Origin of the sequence: Sulfurivermis fontis (assembly GCF_004001245.1) — a bacterium.
GTDB lineage: Bacteria > Pseudomonadota > Gammaproteobacteria > Thiohalomonadales > Thiohalomonadaceae > Sulfurivermis > Sulfurivermis fontis.
In genome coordinates, this window is sequence record NZ_AP018724.1 from 2,292,476 (window position 1) to 2,314,129 (window position 21,654).

The window sequence follows — 21,654 nt, forward strand, 5'->3', positions numbered from 1 at the left end:
CTTTTCCGCTACTGGCGGATCTCGTCTTCGTAGCGCGCCATGAACGACTTGAGGGTTTCGCGGATGTAGGCCGGCGAGCGCCCCTTGCTCATCAGGGTGATGCCCTCCAACACCATGTTCATCAGCATCACGCGCTGCTCGGTGCGCCGCTCCATCTTGATGGCGATGGGCTTGAACACCAGGTTGGCGAGAATGATGCCGTAGAAGGTGGTGATCAGGGCGATGCCGAGATTGACGCCGATGCTCTCGAAATCGGCCCCCTGCATGCCGAACAGCATGTTGATGAGCCCGACCAGGGTGCCGAGCATACCGAAGGCCGGCGCGTACATGGCCATGGTGCGGAACACCTGCGCCTCGGCGGTTTCCTTGGCGCGCAGCCGCGTCATGCGCCATTGCAGCAGGGTGAGAATGTCATCCAGCGGCGTGTCATCGATGACCAGTTGGATACCCATGCGCAGATAGGGATTGCGGATGTCGCCGAGGCGGGTTTCGATGGCGGCCAGATTGCCCTTGAACCACTGCCGCGACACCTCGACGATCTCCTCCATGTCCTCCTTGGCGTAGTAGCGCTCGTGGCGCAGCACGATGATGAACACGCGGAACACGCGCAGCACCTCGTGCAGCGGATAGCTGACCAGGGTGGCGGCAATGGTGCCGCCCAGCACGATGCCGAGTCCGGGCAGATTCCAGAATGCGCTGTAATCCCTCGCGGTCAGCGCAATGGTGACGGCCAGCAGGAAGATGCCGCCGATCATGCCGAGTACGGTTGCCGGATTCATGTAGGCTTCACCCTGAATGAACTGCCGTCATGGTACGTTTATTCCAGTTCCCGCGCCATGCGCGTGCCCTGTTCGATATTCACCCGGCTGAGGAACCACGCGCCGAGGGCGAACAGCACCAGCAGCGACAGCAGCGACAACCGCGGCTCGCCGCTGGCGAGACTGACCCAACCCACCAGGATCGGGCCGATCACCGCGGCGAATTTGCCCAGCATGTTATAGAAGCCGAAGAACTCGGCACTCTTGTCGGCCGGGATGAGGCGGGCATAAAGCGAGCGGCTCAGCGACTGGATGCCGCCCTGCACCAGGCCGATCACCACCGCCAGCAGATAGAACTCGGCAGCCGTCTCCATGCGCGCCGCCCACAGCACCACCAGGCAGTACACCACGATGGCGATATAGATGCCGGTGCGCGGCCCCAGGCGTTCGCCCAGGCGGCCGAACAGCACCGCCGCGGGAAAACCGACGAACTGGGTGATCAGCAGCGCGACGATCAGGCTTTCGGCCGGCAAGCCGATGGCCAGACCATAGTCCACTGCCATGCGGATGATGGTATCCACCGCGTCGATGTAGCACCAGTAACCCAGCAGGAACAGGCCGATGTGACGCAGGCGGCGCACCTCGTGGAAGGTGGCGCGCAACTGGCGGAAACCGTCGGCCACGGCGGCGAGACCGCGGCGCCCGCCGCCCGGCGGCTCCGGCACCCAGAAGGCCAGCGGCAGGGTGAACAGCCCCCACCACAGCGCCACCGTCAGGAAGGACACGCGCACCGCAGCAGCCGCGTCGGCCAGGCCGAACCAGTGCGGCTGGAGCGTCATCGCCACATTGAGTGCAAACAGCAGGCCGCCACCCAGATAACCGAGCGCAAAGCCCAGGGCCGAGACGCGGTCATAGCGTTCCGGCGTGGCCACCGCCACCAGCAGCGCATCGTAGAAGATCAGGCTGGCAAAAAAACCGCTGGAACCGCCCACATACAACAGCGCCGCCAGCAGCCACTCGCCCTGGGCCACGCAATACAACCCGCCGGTCATGCCGGCACCGAGCAGGGTGCAGGCGTAGAGAAAGCCCTTGCGCGCGCCGCCCTGATCGGCGATGGCGCCGAGGGCCGGTGCGATGAAGATGATCAGCAGACTGGCGAGGGAGTTGGCCAGGCCGAGCTGGAAGGTGCTCGCAGTGACGTCGCTGCCGGCGCTCCAGTACTGCTTGAAGAACAGCGGGAAGAAGCCGGCCATCACCGTGGTGGCAAAGGCCGAATTGCCCCAGTCATACAGCGCCCAGGAAATAACGGATTTGTTCACACCAAGCCACCTGCCCGTAGCAACCGCAGGGTGCTGGCGGGGTGCACCAGTGGCCCGCTTTGAAATTGTGCGACGTCTTTCCGCATAATGCCGCCATTGCAGCCAAGAGCCCAATCATGCCTAGCATACTGGATCGACGCATCAAGGGTACGCCCGGCGGAGCCGTACTGCACGAGCTGTACAGCAACAGCGCCCATTTCCCGCTGGCCAACATCTTCCTCGAACTGCTGTTGCGCGGGCCGGGGGAATACCTGTTCGCGCTGGATCTGTATTTCCTGGTGGCCGCCGCCCTGATCCAGGCCATGCTGGTCGGTCGCTGGGAAATGGGGGGCACCACACGCCCCCTGCTGGGCAATCTCATCGGACCGGCGGTTTACAGCTGTGCCGAATTCATCGCCGAGGGGCCGGAGTTCCTGCTGCACGCCAACCACCTCGCCTACTGGGGATTTGCGCTCAGTATCGGCCTGCTGCAATGGCTGCAGGCGCGCAGCATCCGGCTGCGCCCGCCGCTGCTCCTGCTGGAGCACGTCATCCGTACCTGCATCGTCCTGGTGATGTACGTGATCCTCGAGTTCTCCATCGATGACTACAGCGGACTGGCGGCATTCCTCAACGATGCGCCCCATGCCTTCGTCGCCATGGTATTGCCGCTGCTCGGTCTGATCGTCGGCCTGGCCCATCTCAACTCCGCCCGCTATCTGCAGACCCTGCGCCAGACCACGGAGCAATTGCGGCAATATTCGGAATGGCTGTTCGGCAAGGAGCTGCTGCAGATGGCCGTCAGCGACCCGCAGGCCTTGTCGCTGGCGCGACACGAACGTGCCATGGTGTTCATGGATATCCGCGGCTTCACCGCCTGGAGCGAGATGCGCGCGCCGGAAGAGGTGGTGGAACTGATCAACGCCTACTACGCCGCGTGTGAACCGGTATGGCGCGACTTCCAGGCCATCAAGGTGAAACTGACGGCCGACGAGGTCATGCTGGTATTCGGCAGCGCGCAACAGGCCGTGGACGCCGCCCTTGCCCTGCGCAGCGCCACCCTGCCGCTGCTTGGCCGCGCCGGGCTCACCGCCGGCTGCGGCGTGCATTATGGCCCGGTGGTCGAGGGCCTGATGGGAACGGAAGAACGCCGCAGCTACGACCTGCTGGGCGACAGCGTCAACACCGCCAAGCGGCTGTGTGATGCCGCCGGCGGTAGCGAGATACTGATTTCACAGGCGGTGTACCAGCAGATCGGTGGCCGGCCTTCCGGATTGCAACAGCGCAGCCTGCAGGTCAAAGGCAAACAGCAGCCGCTCACGGCCTACACGCTCCCCTTCTCCCCGAGAGAGCAGCAACCCTTCGCTTGAGCACAGCGACGACGTATGGCCCGGACAGTGTAGTTTAGGGAACTTCTGCATAAGTCCATCCGTGGACCAAACCACGCCCATCGAAATGTGTGATTTTCGATGGGTTTCAGAACTTAGGGAAGCTCTGAATAAGTTCAGAGCTTCCGCGGCACAGGGATGTGCCGCCATTTTTCAACGACGATAAGTCGTTGAAAAATGAAGCCAAGCGAAAATCACACTTTGCGCTTGGCGTGGTTTTGTCCACGGATGGACTTATGTCGCGCAGCCCAGGGAGGGGCGGGAGCGACCTGAGAAGTCCAGGATGGACTTATTCAGACCTTCCTTAGCCGGCACGCCTCATAGTAACACGATCCTACATTTGTGCCAACTCGTCCAGCACCCGCTCGAGCAGCGCCGCCAGTGCTCCCTCCGCCGACTCGCTATCCCCCATCTCGATCCCGATCACAACGATCTTGCCCGGCAGTCCGCCCAAAGCCCGCCCCAGTGCCAGTGCATCGACAACACCGAAGCCGTGCGTCGACACCAGACCCGACCCGGCATTCAACTCATCAAGGGAAAAACGCCGCACGCTGCCGGCGGGCAGGCCCGAGTGCATGGCGTCGATGATGATGGCGGCATCGGCCTGGCCCAGCAGCGTGAGCAGGCGGCTGCCAGGGCGATCGGTTTGTTCAAACTTGATATCGAGACGGGGAAACTGCGCACTCAGCGACTGCCGTTCCAAGGCGGCGACGGCCTGCCAGCCGAGGCGGTCGGCGCCGAAGGGAGAGCCGACGCCGAGGATGAGGATGTTCCTGTGCTGCATCCGTTGCCTGATTCAACAGCAGGAGCCGACCCCTCGTGGCGAACAGGCGGCTGCGATACGCGCCCATTCGCCCACGGAGCGGGCTCCCAGTGCTCAGTCCCGTTTGATGTTCACCTTGAGGAAGTGCGTGGCGCAGGAGATGCACGGGTCGTAGTTGCGGATCACCGTCTCGCCGCGCAGGCGGATTTCGTCGTCCGGCTTGTCCAGCCCCATGGCTTCCAGCGAGCGGCGCAGGTCTTCCTCGATACGCGCCTGATTCTGGCTGGTGGGCGGCACGATGGTCGCCTGCACCACGCGGCCCTGCCCGTCCAGCTCGTAGCGGTGCCAGAGGATGCCGCGCGGCGCCTCGGTGCAGCCGTAGCCGACGCCGGCGCGCGGCGTGACCTCGACATAGGGCGAGTCGGGTACGCTGTAATTTTCCAGGATGCGGATCGCCTCCAGCAGTGCGAAGTGCAGTTCCACGGCACGGGCCAGGGCGCTGTGGAACATGTTGTTGCTGGGGAAGCGCACCTTGGTCTGTTCCAGATTGACGCGCACCGCCTCGGGCAACTGGGCGTAGTTCAGATTGACACGGGCCAGCGGGCCGACCAGGTAGGGCTTGCCGTGCAGGTGGCAGTGCAACGCATTGGCGTGCGGGATGTGGATCTCCTGGAAGTGCTGGTGGAACTCGCTGATATCGATGTCGAGGCCGTCGTCGGAAACGATACGGCCTTCGTTGAAGGCGTATTCCTCCGGATGACGCAGGGCGACGGAGGTGAAGCTCTGCGGGTCATCGGGCAGATCGAGGGCGGCCACCCAGCGCACCAACGCCTCCACTTCAGGGAGAGCGGCACGGCACTCTTCCAGCTTGGCGGCCATCGCGGCGGCACGCGGCGCGTGGAAGAAACCGCCGGCACGGACGCCGACCGGATGCACGGAACGGGCGCCGAGCAGGCGCACCAGGCTGTTGCCCAGTTCCTGCAGGCGCAGGCCGCGCTTCACCTCTTCCGGATGATCCGCCGCCATGGCGATGGCGGATTCATAGCCGAGGAAATCGGGCAGGGCCAGCAGATGGATGTGCAGGGCATGGCTTTCGATCCATTCGCCGCAGTAGAACAGACGGCGCATCTCGCGCACCCACGGCGTGGTTTTGGCACCGAAAATCATTTCAATGGCATGCGCCGCGCTCATCTGATAGGCCACCGGGCAGATACCGCAGATGCGCGCCACGATGTCCGGCACCTCGGTGTAGCTGCGCCCTTCGAGGAATTTTTCGAACAGGCGCGGCGGCTCGAAGATGCGCAGCTTGAGGTCGGTGATGCGGCCGTCGCGCACCTCCAGCTCCATGGCGCCCTCCCCCTCGACGCGGGCCAGGACCGGCACGTTGATGCTGATGTCGCGCCGTTCAGTCATGACTCTTCTCCTGCCAGCGCACGCCTTCGGCATGGAAGGCCGGCGCACCGTTGTTGATGAACAGGAAGCGATGGGCGATGGCCTCGGGCAGCAGGCCGAAGCCCTCGAAGCGTCGCGCCAGCGCCGCCGTTTCCGGGTTCTCCGCCGGGCCGAAACAGGCATAGCAGTCGCGGCCGAAGCTGGGACACAGCGCGCCGCAGCCGGTGCGCGTCACCGGCCCCATGCACGGCACACCTCTGGTGACCATGACGCAGACGGTGCCCTTGCGCTTGCATTCCAGACAGACCTTTTCCATCTCCTCGCGCGGCGCGACCCCGAACAGCAGGTCGCGCACCGCCAGCACCACCTGGCGGCTGTTCACCGGACAGCCCCACAACTCCAGATCGACACGCACGTGCTGGGACACCGCAGTGGACGTGGGCAGGAACGGGATATGCTCGGGACCGGCATATACCCCGGCCAGCCAGGCATTGCCGTCGGCCATGTTGCGCAAGGCCTGCAGGCCGCCGGCGGTGGCGCAGGCACCCAGCGTCACCAGATAGTTGCTGTTTTCGCGCACGCGCTTGATGCGCTCCAGCTCGTGCGGCGTGGAGATGCTGCCTTCGACGAAGGCCAGGTCGACTTTGGCGTCCTCGTCCAGATAGCCGGCTTCGGCGAAGTGGACGATGTCCACCAACTCGTTCAGTTGCAGCAGTCCCTCGCCGAGATTCAAAAAGGCGAGCTGGCAACCGTCGCAGGAGGAGAACTTGTGTACGGCGACTCTTGGTTTCATGATCAGAACCCCTTTACGCCGAGCAGTTCCTTCACTTCCGGATAGCAGAATACCGGGCCGTCCTTGCACACGAAGTTGCCGCCGTGCTGGCAGTGGCCGCAGCGACCGGCGCCGCACTGCATGTTGCGCTCCATGGATAGCCAGAGCGATTCCTCGGCAATACCGCGCTTGAGCATGTCGGCGATCACCGCGCGCATCATGCCTTCCGGGCCGCACATCATGACGATGCTCTTGTGTGGGTCGATGTGCGCCTCGTCAAACAGGATGGGAATGTGGCCAACGCGGAACGGCCACCCCTGGCCAGCCTGATCGGCGGTGAGCAGCACCTGGGTATCGGGCAGACGGGCCCACTCCTCGTAGCGTTTCTTCCAGATTAGATCGGCGGCGTGCTTGACGCCCTGCATGATCACCAGCCGGCCATAGCGGGCACGGCGGCGCAGCACGTAGTTGATTACCGACACCACCGGGGCGCAGCCGAGGCCGCCGGTGGCGATGATCACATCGCGCCCCTCCGCCTCCTTCACCGGCCAGCCGCGACCGAAGGCACCGCGTACCCCGAGACGATCGCCCACCTGGAGAGCGGCGAGGCCGCGGGTGACGCGGCCGACGATACGGATGGTGTGGTCGTACATATGCTCGTCTTCCGGATCGGAGACGATGGAGATCGGCACCTCGCCGACACCGTGCAGGTACAGCATGTTGAACTGGCCGGGCATGAAGCCATAGGCCTTGTGCACATCCGGATCGGTAAAGCGCAGCCGCAGGGTGAAGATGGTCGGCGACTCCTGTATGCGCTCGACGATCTCCGCTTCATGCGGCAACATGCTCAACGACGTGGGCTGCGGTGCGGTCATGGCGATTCCTTGCGTCAGGTGGAAGACTCTGCGCTTTTCTGTTCGATGACGTCCAGCATCTGCACGACCTTGCGTGACAGCGGCTCGATCTTGAGGTACTCCTGCTCCGCTTCCGCCATCTTGCCTGCTTCGCGCAGGTCGATAATGGTACGTATCAGTTTGTGCAGTTCCTCATGGGGCGGCTCAAGCTGGCGCATCTCCGCCATGTTGCCGTACTTCTGCATTCCCTCACCGTAATACCACTTGCCCAGCACGCAGTCCTTGTGCGAGACGGCCTGATCGCGCGTCAGACTGCCCTTGCCGTCGAGATAGGCGCGCAGCTTGCCCTTCCAGGCCAGGTGCGCGGTCTTGGCGGCGGACAGATCGGCACCGTGCACATTGGTGCGGAAGCGGGCCACCAGAGCGCGCAGATTGTCCATGTGCTCGTGGATCTCTTCGGTCGAGGCCACGGTGTCCGCCGCGGTGCGCGAGGTCTGCTCGGCGACACTGGCGATATTGGTAATGGAACGATCCATTTCCTCGGCCACGTGGCTCTGTTCCTCGGCCGCAGTGGCGATCTGATTGCTCATGTCGGTAATGGTGGCCACCGACTGTACGATGCGATCCAGCACGGCACCGGCCTCGGAAGTGGCGGACACCGTCGCCTGCGCCTGGGTACGGCTCTGCTCCATCATCTCCGCCGCCTTGCGCGACTGGGTTTGCAGACGCTCGATGATGGCGCGGATTTCCTCGGTGGACTTCTGGGTGCGTTGCGCCAAGGTACGCACCTCATCAGCCACCACGGCAAAACCGCGGCCCTGTTCGCCGGCGCGCGCCGCTTCGATGGCCGCATTGAGTGCCAGCAGATTGGTCTGCTCGGCGATACCGTTGATCACTTCCAGCACCCGCCCTACCTCGCGGCTGTCTTCCTGCAACTGCGCCATCACGCCGGCGCCCTGCTCCACCTGCTGGGCCAGACTGTCGATGCTGTCGATGGTCTGCGTCACCACACGACGGCCGTTCTCCGCCTCCTCCTTGGCCTGAGCGGCAGCCTCGGCGGTATGCGAGGTATTGCGCGCCACCTCCTGCACGGTGGCGGCCATTTCATTCATGGCGGTGGCAATCTGATCGATCTCGGAGTGCTGCCGCTGTACACCGCGCATGGTCTCTTCCAGACGGGTCGCCACACTATCCATGGTGCTGCTCACCTGTGCCGTGCCATGAGTTACACCACCCACGATCTGCCCCATATGCGACACCATGTCATTGTAGGCGGCGAACATCTGGCCGATTTCGTTTTCCGTGTTATCCACGGTCAGTGTATGGGAAAAGTCACCGCCCCCCACCGCCTTGAGATGCTCGCGCAGACGGTCGATCTGTTGCATCAACACCGTCATGCCGAACATGCGGCCAAAGGTTACCAGCAACAGGATGACGAAGGTCGAGCCGAGTGCCACATACAACTGCTGCCGGGCTTCCGCCTTTGCCAGGGCCTCCATCATCAGAACCGCGGCATTCATTTCCTTCAGCACCAAGGGCGAACGCTGCTGGATGGCGCGCATCTGCTCGGGATTGCGGCTATCGACGTAACTGAGGATATCGCCCTTGTAGTCCTGCCACAGCTGCTCCACCTTCTGCAGCTGTTCCCGCACCCCCTTGTTGCTTACCGCAGTGATGCCGCGTTCGGCATTGCCCTCGAGCAGGGCGCGATGCGCATCCTCGAACTGCTTGATGGTGGCCAGCACCGTATCCTTGCTCTCCATACCCTGTCCCGCGAGCAAGGCCTCCTTGGCGAGTTTCTGGCTCAGCATGCGCTGGGCGCCGGCGACATTGATGCCGGCGGCATCGTTACCGAAGTTGAAATAGAGATCCGCCGCCACCACCGCCGCAAACACGAAAATCAGCGTGTAGGAAAACAGAAACTGCTTGTCCAGGCTGCGGATGCCCAAGGCTCTCAGCATCTGCTGGATGATGTTGGCAATCAGCTGTCTCATGCTAATGACTCCTTATTGTGTTTGTATGTGTCAGACCTGATGCATCAGGCCTTGCACAGGGCAGTGGCTTCGGCGGTGATGTCGATGGCCGCCGGACACCAGCTGATGCAGCGGCCGCAGCCGACACAGCCGGAGCGGCCGTACTGGTCATGCCAGCTGCCGAGCTTATGGGTCAGCCATTGACGATAACGGAATTTGGTTTCCGCCCGGATCACCACGCCGTGGATGTAGCTGTGGCCTTCGGTAAAACACGAGTCCCACTGCCGGTAGTGCACGCTGCTGCGACCATCCAGCGCCGGTTCATCGCGTTCGCTGTGGCAGAAACAGGTAGGGCACACTGCAGTGCAGTTACCGCAGGACAGACAGCGCGCCGCCACGTCATCCCAGCGCGCATGCTCCAGGCGGGCGAACAGCATGTCACGCAGGTTGCGCCCTGGCAGGGTGCGGGTCTGCTGCGCGGCGGCAGCCGCATTCTGCTGCTGGGCCAACGCACGTTGCACGTCACTGGCCGGCTCCAGATACAGCTCGCGCAGAATATTGCCGCCGGCTGGCGTACCACTGCGGATGACGTAGCCCTCATCCAGCTCATCCAGCACCAGGTCGAAACCGGCCCGCGCCTCGGGGCCATCGCCGGTGGAGGCGCAGAAACAGGTTTCAGCCGGATGGGTACAGTTCACCGCCACCAGGAACAGGCGTTCACGGCGCGCGGCGTAGTAGGGATCGTCGTGGAGGAAATGCAGATCGTGAATGTGTAGCGCAGCCAGGTCGCAGGCGCGCACCCCGATCACGGCGGTGGGCGCATTGTGCAACGGTACCGGCGCAAAACCGGCCCCCTGCGTGGCCTGCCAGAGACTTTCGCGCGGCGCGAAGGTCAGCGGCTTCAGCGCCTGCGGGCCGGTGGCCCAGGCAAAGCTGCGTTCACCGCCGGCGGCCTCCAGTCGATAGCTGCCCGGAGCCTGATGGTCACGCATACCCTGCGGCAGGCGGGCGATGTCATCCAGCGCTTCATACACGATGGCACCATCGCGTACCTGTGGACCGATACAGTGAAACCCGACGGCACGCAACTTATCTAGCAGGCGCTGCAACTCCTGGCGGGGAAGAAACAGGTATTCGGCCATCGACTCCATCCCTTGCATTATTATCGAGAATGTTGCCGGTGTGTGTCTTTGGGCAAGCATCCGGGTTAAGCTTAACCCGGATATTTGCTGAATGACAGGTGCCGCACGGCAATCAATCACGCTGAGCGGCATTACCGGACACAACGGTCATCCAGCGGTCACGGAGCCGCGCATGAAAGAACAGCAGAACTCCACCGAAGAGGCGATGAATCGCGTGCTGGAGGCCGAACGTGCCGCCCTCGCCGCCATTGCGGAATGCACAACCCGGGCAGCAAACCTGATCGAAGCGGCCCAACAGCAGGCGCGCCGCATACACCGCCGCACGGATAGCCGCATCAGCCAGGTCCATGCCCACTGCGCCCTGGCCCTCGGCCGTCAGGTGGAGCTGTTGCTGCAACAGGAAGCGGAAAACGCTTCCGCAACGGTTCCCGATGCGGTAATACAGGAAGTACTGGCCGCAGCCGTCGAACGGCTGGCGCAATCCCTCACCGACGACGCGGCCGGCGATGACTGAACTCAGCCACTTGGCCTATGCCCAGGTTCGCCTGCAGGCCCGTTACGGCCAGTTGCCCGACACCGTGGGCTGGCGCCGCCTGGAGGCGATCACCGCGCTGGGACACTTCCTGCAGACCGCGCGCACTACGGGGCTGCGCCCCTGGCTTCTCAATATCGCCGCCCACGGCGACAGCCACGCCATGGAAAACTCGCTGCGCCGACAGTTGCGCCAGCACATCGCCGAGGTGACTCGCTGGATGCCGCCGTCCTGGCGTCCGGCCACGGCCTGGTGCAGCCTGCTGCCCGACCTGCCGGCACTGCGGCACCTGCGCGACGCTGGCGAGATCCCGGCCTGGTTGCACGGCGACGCGCACCTCAAGCCCTACGCCCACGAGCTGCAAGCCCTGCGCCTGCAGGCCCTGCGCGACTCGCCCTATGCACCGCTGCTCGATGACGGTAACGGCGCCGGCCCGGCAGCGGCCTGGGCTGCCCACTGGCGCCGGCTGTGGCCGGCCGAAGCGACAGCGGCCGAGCGCGCGGCCCTGGAGGAGCTGGCGACACTGTTTGCGGATCACTACGCTATCCTGCGCAGCGACCCCGGCCAGGACAGCCGGCGTGCCCACGACGAACTGGAGCGGCACCTGCGCCTCGGCTTCCGCCGCCACCCGCGTCAGCCCGCCACTGCCTTCTACTACCTGGCCCTGTGCGGCCTCACCCTGCAGCGGCTGCGCGGTCTGCTCACCCGCCTGATCCTGTTTCCCCTGGAGCGCGCCTCATGAGCTTCAGCCTGCGCCCCCAGCCGGCACGCTGGTTCGAATTGCTCACCGCACGCGAGGATCTGACCCTGGCCGTGGAAACCCTGGCCCGCACCGGCGCGGTGGAACTGGAGACCCACAGCGAAACCGCCACCCCGCTGGTGCTGCCCGATCTGCGCGGCCGGCTGGAGGAATACAACCGCCTCGCCCAGCATTACCAACATTACTGGCCCCAGGACGAACTGCGTCCCTCCAACCTGCCGGGCCGGCCGGTGGATACCTTCAACCACGCCTTGCAGCGCCTCTACGCCTGGCGCGACGCCGCCGACGCGGTAGTGCGCCGCAGCGAGGCGCTGCGCGGCGAACTCTATGAGCTGGAGATGCTGCGCGAGATGCTGCTGGCCCAGGGCGACACACCACTCGACCTCGGCCTGCTGGCCGGCGCCGGTCCCGCTCTGGCCGCGCGGCTGTTCGTGCTGCCGCCGCGTACACACATCGCCCAGATTCCCGCCGCCATCCTGCATACCAGCGTGCATGGCAAGGTGCATGACTTCCTGCTGGCGGTGGGACCGCCAGCGGAGGTGGACCTGCTGGAGCAGGAGCTGACGCTGCACAAGGGCCGACCGATGCATCTGCCCCCGTGGCTGCAGCGCGGCACCGACGCTTCTCTCGCCGCCCTCGACCAGCGCACCGCCGCCATTCAGGCCGAGCAACGGGTGCTGGAGCAGCAACTGACGGCGCTGCAGGAGGAGCACCGGCTGGTCGAGGCGCTGGGCGATATCGCCCGCCTGGAGTGGTTCCTCACCCACGTCGAGGCCCTGCCGGTGAGCGAAACCTTCGCCTGGGTCACCGGCTGGACCTCGGACCTGGACGGCAAGGTGCTGCAACAGGCCCTCGACCGCGCCCAGGTCCGCAGCCTGCTGCGCTTTCCCGACCCGCCGCGCGACAAGGTGCCACCCATGGTGTTCCACAATCCATGGTGGGCACAGCCCTTCGAGCTGTTCGCGCGCCTGCTCGGCACCCCGGCGCGGGATGAGGCCGATCCGAGCCGGCTGCTGGTGTTCATCGTCCCGCTGATGTTCGGCTACATGTTCGGCGACCTTGGTCAGGGCTTCGTGCTGCTCCTCGCCGGCCTGCTGCTGGGCCGTCGCGTCCCCACCCTGCGCCTGCTGGTACCCGGCGGCCTGGCATCGATGCTGTTCGGCCTGCTGTTCGGCAGCGTGTTCAGCCGCGAAGACATCATCCCTCCTCTCTGGCTGCATCCCCTCGACCAGCCGCTGCTGGTGCTCGCCATCCCCTTGCTCGGCGGCGTGCTGCTGCTCCTGCTCGGCCTGCTGCTCAACGGCATCGAGGCGTACTGGCGCGGCGCGTTGCGCGACTGGCTCGCCATGGACGCCGCCCTGCTGCTCATCTACCTCGGGGGACTCGGCCTGCTGCTCACCCCCTACGCCGCGCTGGCGGCCCTGACCGGCCTGTTCTGGTATCTCGGTGCACGGCTGCAGCGGGCAGGAGGCGATCTGCGCGTCCTCGGCGGCGCCCTCGGCCGCCTGCTGGAATACACCATGCAGCTCATCGTCAACACCCTGTCCTTCACCCGTGTCGGCGCCTTCTGCCTGGCCCATGCCGGACTGTCGGTGGCGGTGGTCGGTCTGGCCGAGGCCGGCGGCCATCCCCTGCTGTCGGCCATCATTCTGTTGTTGGGCAACGGGGTGATCATTATTCTGGAAGGACTGGTGGTGTCGATACAGGTCACCCGCCTGGTGCTGTTCGAATTTTTCATTCGTTTCCTGCGTGGCGAGGGGCGCCGCTTCCAACCGCTGCCGGCGCCGCCACACAAGACGGAACGGACGTAGCAGGTTTTTGCTCGCCGGCATGACAAGCGCAGGTATGGGATACGAGGGACAAGGTACGAGCCCGCCACGCGCGGGAGGTGTGTTCGAATGGCCATGCGCCTCCCCCGTATCTCGTATCGTGTACCTCGTACCTTTCAACAAGGAGAACTGAATGCCATGACACCACGCACCAAGATCGCCGCCTTCATGGTCGCCCTGGCCGCCGTCATCGCCCTCGGCGCCACCGCACTGCTCGGCATCGAACCGGCGCGCGCAGCGGAGGCCGCGGCCGCCGCCAGCGACCTGCCGCCGGGCGTACTGCAATGGGGCTTTCTCGCCGCCGCCCTGGCCACCGGCATGTCGTCGCTGGCCGCCGGCTACGCGGTGGCCATGGTCGGCAGTGCCGCCATCGGCGCCCTGGCCGAGAAGCCGGAACTGCTCGGCCGCGTGCTGATCCTGGTAGGCCTGGCGGAAGGCATCGCCATCTACGGCCTGATCATCTCGATCCTGATCCTCAACCGGCTGGTATGACGCCGGTCTTCGGCGCGGACAGCGGCGGCCATGACCCCCATCTTCATCGGTGATGAAACCAGCGCGGCGGGCTATCGCCTCGCCGGGTTGCGCACGCGCAGCCCGCGCGCCGACGAGGTGCTGGAAGTCTTCCGCTGGGCCTGCGCGGAAACCGACCTGCTGCTGCTCGGCGTGGCACAGGCACGGCAGCTGCCTGCGGAAGAGCTGGCGGACGCGCTGCACCGATTGCAGCCGCAGATCCTCATCGTGCCGGACATCCAGCAGCAGATCCCCATGCGTGATCTGCCGGTGCGCATCCGCACCCAACTGGGGATGAAGGTATGAGCGAAGCGCACAGCGTGCTGGAGGCACAGGTGGAGACGCTGCTGGCGCTGGTGGAGCAGCACCGCGCCGAACGCTGCGGCGAGCTGCTGGCGCAGGCCGCCGAACGGCGCCAGGCCCTGCTGAGTGCGGCCTATGGCGAGGCACGTGCGCGCGTGCGCGAAGCCATCCTCACCGAGCGGCGCCGCGGCCAGGACAAGCTCGACGCCACCCGCGCGCAACTGGAGACCCGCGCCCGCCAGCAGCAGCACCGCACGGCCCTGCTGCTGCTGCAGCACGGCTGGGAGCTGCTGGGCCAGGCGGTGCTGCAGCGCTGGAAATCGGCGCCGCAACGCCGGCAGTGGGTATGCGGCCTGCTGCACCAGGCGCTGCAACGGCTGCCGCGTTGCAGCTGGGTGATCGAACATCCGCCGGGCTGGGATCTGGCCGAGTGCGCTGAAATGCAGGAACAACTCCATGCACACTGCGGCGCCGCACCCGAACTGCGCGCCAACGAGCAGATCGATGCCGGTCTGCGCATCTGCGCCGCGGGCGCCTGCCTCGACGGCACGCTGGAGGGGCTGCTGGCCGATCGCAGCGCCATCGAGGCGCAACTGCTGGCGCAGCTGCACCGCCTGCTCAACGTGCATCAGTCACGTACGGAGAGCGGCGCATGAGCCGCGCCGTGCTGAGCTGGATCGGCGGACCGGTGCTGCGCGCGCGCAGTGAGGGTCCGTTCCACATCAACGAGGCGGTCGCCGTCGGCGAGCGCCGCCTGCTCGGCGAGGTGATCCGCATCGAACGGGACGAGATCGTGGTGCAGGTGTACGAGGACACCAGCGGCCTGCGCCCCGGCGATCACGTCACCGGCAGCGGTCTGCCGCTGGCGGTGCCGCTCGGCCCCGCCCTGCTCGGCAACATCTTCGACGGCCTGTTGCGGCCGCTGGCGCGGCAGGGCGACTCGGTCTACGTACAACCCGGCATGTACGAACCGCCGGCGACCGTGTTTCCCTTCGCGCCGCTGGTGCAGGCGGGGCAGCGCCTGGCGCCCGGCACCCCCTTCGGCCGCGTCACGCCGCCGCACGGCCGCGCCCAGCTCTGCCTGATCCCGCCCGACGTGCAGGGCAAGGTACTGTCCATCGCGGCCGCCGGCACATACGCCGACAACACGCCGCTGTGCGTGCTGGAGACACCGGATGGCTATCGGCGCGACATTGCCATGAGCCACCGCTGGGCGGTGCGGCACAGCCGCCCGGTGGCGCAGCGCCTGCCGGCGAGCGGGCCGATGCTCACCGGCCAGCGCGTGCTGGACACACTGTTTCCGGTGGCGCGCGGCGGCAAGGCGGCCCTGCCCGGCGGCTTCGGCACCGGCAAGACGGTGTTGCAGGAGGCGCTGGCCAAGGGCTGCGACGCCGACATCATCGTCTACGTCGGCTGCGGCGAGCGCGGCAACGAAATGGCCGGCGTGCTGCACGAGTTCCCGCAGTTGGACGACCCGCAGAGCGGCCGCCCGCTGATGGAGCGCACGGTGATCATCGCCAACACCTCCAACATGCCGGTGGCGGCGCGCGAGGCGAGCATCTACACCGGCATCACGGTGGCCGAATATTTCCGCGATCAGGGTCTGCACGTGGCGCTGATGGCCGACTCCACCAGCCGCTGGGCCGAGGCCTTGCGCGAGGTGTCGGGCCGCCTGGGCGAACTGCCCGGCGAAGGCGGCTACCCCTCTTATCTGTCCAGCCGCCTGGCCGGTTTCTACGAACGCGCCGCGCGGGTGAAGACCCTGGCCGGCAGCGAAGGCTCGCTCACCATCATCGGCGCGGTGAGCCCGCCGTCGGGCGACTTCTCCGAACCGGTGACCACCCACACCAAGCGCTACGTGCGCTGCCTGTGGGCCCTGGATTATGCCCGCGCCCATGCCCGCTTCTATCCGGCGGTCCATCCGCTGCAATCCTATTCGGAAGACGCGGCCGAGCTGGAGGCCTGGTGGCAGGCGGCAGGCAACCCGGAGTGGGCCGAGACACGCCGCCATTTCCTCCACCTGCTGGAGCAGCAGAATCAATTGGAACGCATGGCGCGCATCGTCGGCAAGGACGCCCTGCCGCCGGCGCAGCAGCTCACCCTGCTGTGCGCCGAACTCATCAACGAAGGCTTCCTGCGCCAGTCGTCGCTGTCACCGGTGGACCGTTTCTGCTCACCGAAGCGGCAGAGCACGATGATGCACCTGATCCATCGCTTCATCGAACTGGCGCAACAGGCGCTTGCCGCCGGCATCGAAGTGGAAGATATCCAGGCCCTGCCCATCCTGCGCCGCCTGCACCGCATGGGCGAGGAGCTGGGCGAAGATAATCTCGCCGGCTATGAATCCCTCGGCACCGAGCTGGAGTCCGCCTTCACGCGGCTGGCGAAACACGATGGATGAACCACCCATGTCGCTTACCGTAACCACAGAATGGCGCCAGAGGAACAGGGTTCTTCCTGTTCATCCTGCAACAGCCCGTTCATCCTGTCCGCTGTAGCATTGCCAACGCAGCCGCCAAACCCATGCGCCCGAATCTCTACACCACAGGCAACATCACCGGCATCCAGGGTCCGCTGCTGTTCCTGCGCCGCACCGTCAACGTCGGCCTCAACGAGGCGGTGGAGGTCTACGGGCAGGACGGCAAGGCGCGTCAGGGACGCATCGCCGCGCTGGACGACGACACACTGACGGTGGAGGTACTGGAGACGACCGACGGTCTGGCGCTGGCCAGCACACGCGTGCGCTTTCTCGGCGAACCGCTGCACTTCGCCGTGGGTCCCGACATCCTCGGTCGCATCTTCAACGGCGTCGGCCAGGTGATCGACGGCGGCCCGCCCATCGCCGCCCAGCACAGCCTGCGCATCGACGGCCTGGCCATCAATCCGGCGCAGCGCGCCCAGCCGCAGGACTTCATCGAGACCGGCCTCTCCAGCATCGACCTGATGAACAGCCTGGTACGCGGCCAGAAGCTGCCCATCTTCTCCGGCGGCGGCATGCCGCACGAGCGCATCGCCATCGAGATTGCGCGCCGCGCCCGCCTGCGCGGGGGTGCCAGCGGCGATTTCGCCATCGTCTTCGTCGGCATCGGCGCGCCGCACCACACGGCGGAAAATTTCCGCCGCGCCATGGAAAACAGCGGTGCGCTGGCGCACACGGTGATGTTCCTCAACCTGGCCTCCGACTCCAGCACCCAGCGTCTGCTCACCCCGCGCTATGCTCTCACCGCCGCCGAATATCTGGCCTTCGTCGAGGGCCGTCACGTGCTGGTGATCCTCACCGACATGACCAATTACTGCGAGGCCTTGCGCGAGGTGTCCGCCAGCCACGGCGAGGTCCCCAGCCGCAAGGGCTACCCCGGCTACATGTATTCGGATCTTGCAACGCTGTACGAACGTGCCGGCTGCATCAAGGACCGCCCCGGCTCGCTCACCCAGCTGCCGATCCTCACCATGCCGTCGGACGACATCAGCCATCCGATCCCCGATCTCACCGGCTACATCACCGAGGGCCAGATCGTGCTCGACCGCGACCTTGACCGGCGCGGCATCTATCCGCCGGTCAAGGTGCTGCCCTCGTTGTCGCGCCTGATGAAGGACGGCATCGGTGCCGGCTATACCGATGCGGATCACCCGGCGCTGTCCAACCAGCTGTACGCGGCCTATGCCCGCGCCGTGCAGGTGCGTGTGCTGGCCAGTGTGGTCGGCGTCGATGGCCTGCCGGAGCTGGATCGCCGTTACCTCGACTTCGGTGACGCCTTCGAACAGCAGCTGGTGCAACAGCAGGAGGACCGCACGCTGGAGCAGAGCATGCAGCTGGGTTGGGAGTTGCTGCGCCGCCTGCCGCGCAGCGAGCTGCACCGCCTGTCCGATACGCAGATCGCGGCACACATCGCGGAGCCGGGCAATGGCTGAACGGCGCATCGCCACCCCATCGGTGCTGATGGAACTGCGCGAGGAGCGCCAGGTAGTAAAGGACGGCTACCGCTTCCTCGACGAAAAGCGCCTGCTGCTCGCCGCCGAGATCCTGCGCCAGCTGGACGAGTACGAACGGCTGCAGCGCAATTACCTGCAACTGCATCGCGCCGCGGCGGCCGCCCTGTCTGCCGCCGTGACGCGCCATGGCCTGCAGGGCTTGCAGGTCCACCCGGCGATGCGCATCGACGAGGCCACCCTGCAACAGCAACGGCGCCGCTTTCTCGGTGTGCATCTGGTGGAATGCAGCCTGGCCTTGCCCGAGGAGGCGGCAGCCGCCGCCGTCGATCCCTCACCCGAGGCACGCCACTGCGCACGCCTGTTTCGTCAACTGGTGCAGCACAGCGCCCCGCTGGCCGCCATCAGCGGCAACCTGGAAAGATTGTTGCAGGAATACCGCCGCACCGAACGGCGCGCCCGCGCCCTGGAAGACGTCCTGCTACCGGAACTGGAACAGGCGCTGGCGGAGATCGTGGTCCGCCTGGAAGAGCTGGATCAGGAAGAGGCCGTGCGCGTCCGGCTCGACTATGGCAAACGATGACGCCGTGTGATACACGCCCTCTGACAAGAGGAACACGATGCGGCAGGATTAACGAGCCGCCATTCACCCGGCCTCAGCCTCTCATCTTGGGAAGGTCTGAATAAGTCCATCCTGGACTTTTCAGGCCACGCCAAGCGAAAAGTGTGATTTTCGCTTGGCTTCATTTTTCAACGACTTATCGTCGTTGAAAAATGGCGGCACATCCCTGTGCCGCGGAAGCTCTGAACTTATTCAGAGCTTCCCTTGTTCATCTCGTCCCGGGTTACGTATTTTCGTGATCCCCGGAGATATCAGCCCTCCAGGATGGTCAGCGCCGCCCGCAGGTGTTCCGCCGCCTCGACGCCGAGATCGGTGAGGTAGCCGCCGTCGGCCTGCGTCACCAGGCCCTTGGCATGGAGGCGCTGCGCTGCCGCCACCATCTGTTCCCCGGCGGAATGGTGCACCTTCAACCCCTCCTGCATCGAGGCCAGGTTGTACAACGCCAGCAACTTGATCTCGGCGATGCGTTCTTCGTTCACTGCGTTGTGCTGCGGCATGATGGTCCCCGTGCTCACTTGTAGCGAATCTTGAAAATCAGAATGGTCAGCGACAGCAGCAGGGTAATCACGTTGGCCACGATCACCGGCACTGCGCCGACGGTGAAACCATAAACGATCCACAGCAGGACGCCCAGACTGAACAGGGCGAACATCACCAGCGAGATGTCACCGGCCGATCGGCTGCGCCAGGTCTTGATCACCTGGGGCAGGAACGCGGCCGTGGTCAGGGTACCGGCCAGCAGACCGAGCAGATTGATCGCATCCATCCTCTCTCTCCGGATTCCCGTCGCAGGACGGGCAGGCGTCGTGTCGGACAGTTGTCGCACCGCCACCACGCCTATTTTGCTATATATCAATAAATGATTGTTTTGTAATAATTTTTAACAATTAAACAGGTGCATTTGCGGCAGTTCGCGCTTATTATTGGTTCGCAAGCCAAGGGCGGATACCTCCAAGGAGGTAGTTTCGAACGGAGTCGCCAACCCGCTGCGCAACGACGACACCGAGCCCACAGTAAACGAGCCATGAGCGCCTGTCCCTGCCGTCACGATGAATGCCTGCTGTGCGAGTCCCTGCTGTTCTCCGGGCTGACCGGGACCCAGGTCTGCCGCATGCACGGCGTCATCCACAAGAAAGCCTATGACCCCAAGGCCGTGCTGTTCCGCGAGGGCACGCCGGCCAATCATCTGTACCTGCTCAAGTCCGGCTACGTCAAACTCACCACCGCCCTGCCCGACGGCCGCAACCAGGGGCTGCGCCTCGGCGCCGCCTGGCAGTTCATCGGCCTGGAGGCCATGAGCGATCAGCGCTACCCCTATACCGCGGAGGCCATCACCCCCATCGAGGTGTGCATGGTGCGCTACAAGGACATGCTCAAGCTGCTGGAATACAACCCGCAACTCTCCCTGCGCGTGATCAACGCCCTCAACCGCGAGTTGCAGCACTCCAACGCCATGATTCGCAATCTGGGCATGATGAGCTCCACCGAACGCGTGGCCTCCTTCCTGCTCTCCATCCTGCGAGCCGAGGCGGAAGAGGTGCATGAAATTCCCCTGCCGTTGTCGCGCACCGACATGGCGGAGATGCTGGGCCTGACCCTGGAAACCGTCAGCCGCGTGCTGTCGCGCATGACCCGCGACAAGATCATCTGGATGCAGCCGGGCGGACGCCTGCTGCGCATCATCGACGCGGCGCGGCTGGAACGGCTGGGCGGCGATGCGATGCAGGAGATCTGGCCGCGCGCAGTGCGCGCCTGACGCATGTCATGGCGCTTACGACAGGGCGCGCAGATATCCGGTGACCTCCTCGCGGTCGTGGTACAGCTGGCGAAAACGCAGGCTGTAGCGCAGCCCCGCCGCAGACAGGCGCGCCTCGATGAGGGCAGCGCAGTGCTGCACCTCCTGATAGCGTTTCTTCATCGGCAGCTTGAGATTGAAGATGCATTCGCGGCACCAGCCCTGCGCCAGCCAGTCCGCCACCAGACGGGCAATGCGCGCCGGCTGCTCCACCATGTCGCATACCATCCAGTCCACCGCCCTGGCCGGCCGGTAACGGAAACCATCCTCGCGGCGGTGTTCCACCAGGCCGCTGTCCATGAGCCGAGCATCCAGCGGACCGTTGTCCACCGCCACCACCCGCAGGTGGCGCTGCACCAGTTGCCAGGTCCAGCCGCCGGGCGCGGCGCCGAGATCCACTGCGCGCATCGCCGGTTGCAGACGCTGCTCGCGCTCGGCGGCGGTGAGAAAGGTCAGCAACGCCTCCTCCAGTTTCAGGGTGGAACGGCTCGGCGCAGCGGCGGGAAACTTCAGGCGCGGGATGCCCATGTACCACGGGGCGGAGTTGGCCGGGTCGGAGAGGCCGATCCACGCCGTGCTGGAGTCGAGAAACAACACATGCAGGCGCGGCAGCGTGCGGTCCGCTGCATGCAGCCAGCCGCGCCGCTGCAGTTCCGCCGTGAGGGGCGTGGCCAGCTTGCGGCACAGCACCTGCAGTTCCTTGGCCTCGTTGGTATCCGCCGTCTCGACCCACACCTCGCCCACCGTCACCGGGCCCAACGCCGCCAGCAGCGGACCGATACGATCGGTGAGCGGCAGGTCGTCGACGCGCTGCGCCGCAAACATCTGGCGCGCGAAGATCAGCCCGCTGAACGGCAGGCGTTGCAGCAGATCCGCCGCTTGTCCCTCATAGGGATTGAACTCCACATAGGCACTGCCCGTCGCGGCTCGGCAATAGCCGGTCACGCCGAGTGCGGCGGCCTGCTCCTGGATCTCGGCGGCGCACTCGCCCTCGAAGCCGGCACGACAATACAGAATCAGGCTGTGCATGAGT

22 protein-coding genes are annotated in these 21,654 nt (G+C 65.4%); 11 read left to right on the plus strand and 11 right to left on the minus strand.

Annotated elements, in window-relative coordinates; translation table 11 throughout:
- Nucleotides 1–8 precede the first annotated feature (8 nt).
- A complete protein-coding gene (locus EP379_RS11650) occupies nucleotides 9–779 on the minus strand; it encodes a motility protein A (protein WP_127477968.1) in 771 nt (256 codons plus the stop codon).
- A 38-nt stretch (nucleotides 780–817) separates the two neighbouring features.
- Nucleotides 818–2,077, minus strand: coding sequence for an MFS transporter (locus tag EP379_RS11655; protein ID WP_232023901.1), 1,260 nt, complete (start codon nucleotides 2,075–2,077; stop codon nucleotides 818–820).
- Between the two features lie 116 nt (nucleotides 2,078–2,193).
- Between EP379_RS11655 and EP379_RS11660 the strand changes: the two genes are divergently transcribed.
- Nucleotides 2,194–3,426 (plus strand): adenylate/guanylate cyclase domain-containing protein, encoded by a 1,233-nt coding sequence (locus EP379_RS11660; protein WP_127477969.1) that lies wholly within the window; start codon nucleotides 2,194–2,196, stop codon nucleotides 3,424–3,426.
- 352 nt (nucleotides 3,427–3,778) lie between these two features.
- Here the strand turns inward: EP379_RS11660 and EP379_RS11665 are convergent, their stop codons facing one another.
- From EP379_RS11665 to EP379_RS11690, 6 genes are all read right to left on the minus strand, one after another.
- Nucleotides 3,779–4,228, minus strand: a complete 450-nt coding sequence (locus EP379_RS11665) for a hydrogenase maturation protease (RefSeq protein ID WP_127477970.1) — start codon at nucleotides 4,226–4,228, stop codon at nucleotides 3,779–3,781.
- A gap of 93 nt (nucleotides 4,229–4,321) precedes the next feature.
- Nucleotides 4,322–5,620, minus strand: a complete 1,299-nt coding sequence (locus tag EP379_RS11670) for a Ni/Fe hydrogenase subunit alpha (RefSeq protein WP_127477971.1) — start codon at nucleotides 5,618–5,620, stop codon at nucleotides 4,322–4,324.
- Complete coding sequence (locus EP379_RS11675; RefSeq protein WP_127477972.1) at nucleotides 5,613–6,392, minus strand: NADH-quinone oxidoreductase subunit B family protein; 780 nt, start codon at nucleotides 6,390–6,392, stop codon at nucleotides 5,613–5,615. The genes EP379_RS11670 and EP379_RS11675 overlap by 8 nt, the downstream gene beginning before the upstream one ends.
- 2 nt (nucleotides 6,393–6,394) lie before the next feature.
- On the minus strand, nucleotides 6,395–7,246 hold the full coding sequence (locus EP379_RS11680; RefSeq protein WP_232023902.1) for an FAD/NAD(P)-binding protein: 852 nt from the start codon (nucleotides 7,244–7,246) through the stop codon (nucleotides 6,395–6,397).
- Between the two features lie 14 nt (nucleotides 7,247–7,260).
- Nucleotides 7,261–9,219 carry a methyl-accepting chemotaxis protein gene (locus EP379_RS11685; protein WP_127477973.1) on the minus strand — a complete coding sequence of 653 codons (1,959 nt, stop codon included), beginning with the start codon at nucleotides 9,217–9,219 and terminating at the stop codon, nucleotides 7,261–7,263.
- 44 nt (nucleotides 9,220–9,263) lie between these two features.
- Nucleotides 9,264–10,349 (minus strand): 4Fe-4S dicluster domain-containing protein, encoded by a 1,086-nt coding sequence (locus EP379_RS11690; protein WP_127477974.1) that lies wholly within the window; start codon nucleotides 10,347–10,349, stop codon nucleotides 9,264–9,266.
- 163 nt (nucleotides 10,350–10,512) lie between these two features.
- Between EP379_RS11690 and EP379_RS11695 the strand changes: the two genes are divergently transcribed.
- The 9 genes from EP379_RS11695 (at nucleotide 10,513) to EP379_RS11735 (ending at nucleotide 18,787) form a co-directional block, all read left to right on the plus strand.
- Nucleotides 10,513–10,854 (plus strand): hypothetical protein, encoded by a 342-nt coding sequence (locus EP379_RS11695; RefSeq protein ID WP_127477975.1) that lies wholly within the window; start codon nucleotides 10,513–10,515, stop codon nucleotides 10,852–10,854.
- A complete protein-coding gene (locus tag EP379_RS11700) occupies nucleotides 10,847–11,614 on the plus strand; it encodes a hypothetical protein (RefSeq protein WP_127477976.1) in 768 nt (255 codons plus the stop codon). The genes EP379_RS11695 and EP379_RS11700 overlap by 8 nt, the downstream gene beginning before the upstream one ends.
- On the plus strand, nucleotides 11,611–13,443 hold the full coding sequence (locus EP379_RS11705; RefSeq protein ID WP_127477977.1) for a V-type ATPase 116kDa subunit family protein: 1,833 nt from the start codon (nucleotides 11,611–11,613) through the stop codon (nucleotides 13,441–13,443). The genes EP379_RS11700 and EP379_RS11705 overlap by 4 nt, the downstream gene beginning before the upstream one ends.
- Before the next feature lie 156 nt (nucleotides 13,444–13,599).
- Complete coding sequence (locus tag EP379_RS11710; protein ID WP_127477978.1) at nucleotides 13,600–13,953, plus strand: ATP synthase subunit C; 354 nt, start codon at nucleotides 13,600–13,602, stop codon at nucleotides 13,951–13,953.
- A gap of 30 nt (nucleotides 13,954–13,983) precedes the next feature.
- On the plus strand, nucleotides 13,984–14,277 hold the full coding sequence (locus EP379_RS11715; protein ID WP_127477979.1) for a V-type ATP synthase subunit F: 294 nt from the start codon (nucleotides 13,984–13,986) through the stop codon (nucleotides 14,275–14,277).
- A complete protein-coding gene (locus EP379_RS11720; protein ID WP_127477980.1) occupies nucleotides 14,274–14,930 on the plus strand; it encodes a hypothetical protein in 657 nt (218 codons plus the stop codon). Before EP379_RS11715 ends, EP379_RS11720 begins: the two co-directional genes overlap by 4 nt.
- Entirely contained in the window at nucleotides 14,927–16,675 is a 1,749-nt protein-coding gene (locus tag EP379_RS11725) for a V-type ATP synthase subunit A (RefSeq protein WP_127477981.1), read from the plus strand. The genes EP379_RS11720 and EP379_RS11725 overlap by 4 nt, the downstream gene beginning before the upstream one ends.
- 122 nt (nucleotides 16,676–16,797) lie before the next feature.
- Entirely contained in the window at nucleotides 16,798–18,186 is a 1,389-nt protein-coding gene (locus EP379_RS11730; RefSeq protein WP_127477982.1) for a V-type ATP synthase subunit B, read from the plus strand.
- Entirely contained in the window at nucleotides 18,179–18,787 is a 609-nt protein-coding gene (locus EP379_RS11735) for a V-type ATP synthase subunit D (protein WP_127477983.1), read from the plus strand. The genes EP379_RS11730 and EP379_RS11735 overlap by 8 nt, the downstream gene beginning before the upstream one ends.
- A 290-nt stretch (nucleotides 18,788–19,077) precedes the next feature.
- Here the strand turns inward: EP379_RS11735 and EP379_RS11740 are convergent, their stop codons facing one another.
- Both EP379_RS11740 and EP379_RS11745 read right to left on the minus strand, forming a co-directional pair.
- Nucleotides 19,078–19,323, minus strand: a complete 246-nt coding sequence (locus EP379_RS11740) for a TIGR02647 family protein (RefSeq protein ID WP_127477984.1) — start codon at nucleotides 19,321–19,323, stop codon at nucleotides 19,078–19,080.
- Between the two features lie 14 nt (nucleotides 19,324–19,337).
- Nucleotides 19,338–19,592, minus strand: coding sequence for a SemiSWEET transporter (locus EP379_RS11745; RefSeq protein WP_127477985.1), 255 nt, complete (start codon nucleotides 19,590–19,592; stop codon nucleotides 19,338–19,340).
- 258 nt (nucleotides 19,593–19,850) lie between these two features.
- Here EP379_RS11745 and EP379_RS11750 point away from each other — a divergent pair, with 258 nt between their 5' ends.
- The gene (locus EP379_RS11750; RefSeq protein WP_127477986.1) at nucleotides 19,851–20,582 is read left to right on the plus strand and encodes a Crp/Fnr family transcriptional regulator; all 732 of its coding nucleotides are present in this window, start codon (nucleotides 19,851–19,853) and stop codon (nucleotides 20,580–20,582) included.
- Between the two features lie 15 nt (nucleotides 20,583–20,597).
- Here the strand turns inward: EP379_RS11750 and rlmM are convergent, their stop codons facing one another.
- On the minus strand, nucleotides 20,598–21,650 hold the full coding sequence (gene rlmM / locus EP379_RS11755) for a 23S rRNA (cytidine(2498)-2'-O)-methyltransferase RlmM (RefSeq protein WP_127477987.1): 1,053 nt from the start codon (nucleotides 21,648–21,650) through the stop codon (nucleotides 20,598–20,600).
- Nucleotides 21,651–21,654: the final 4 nt, after the last annotated feature.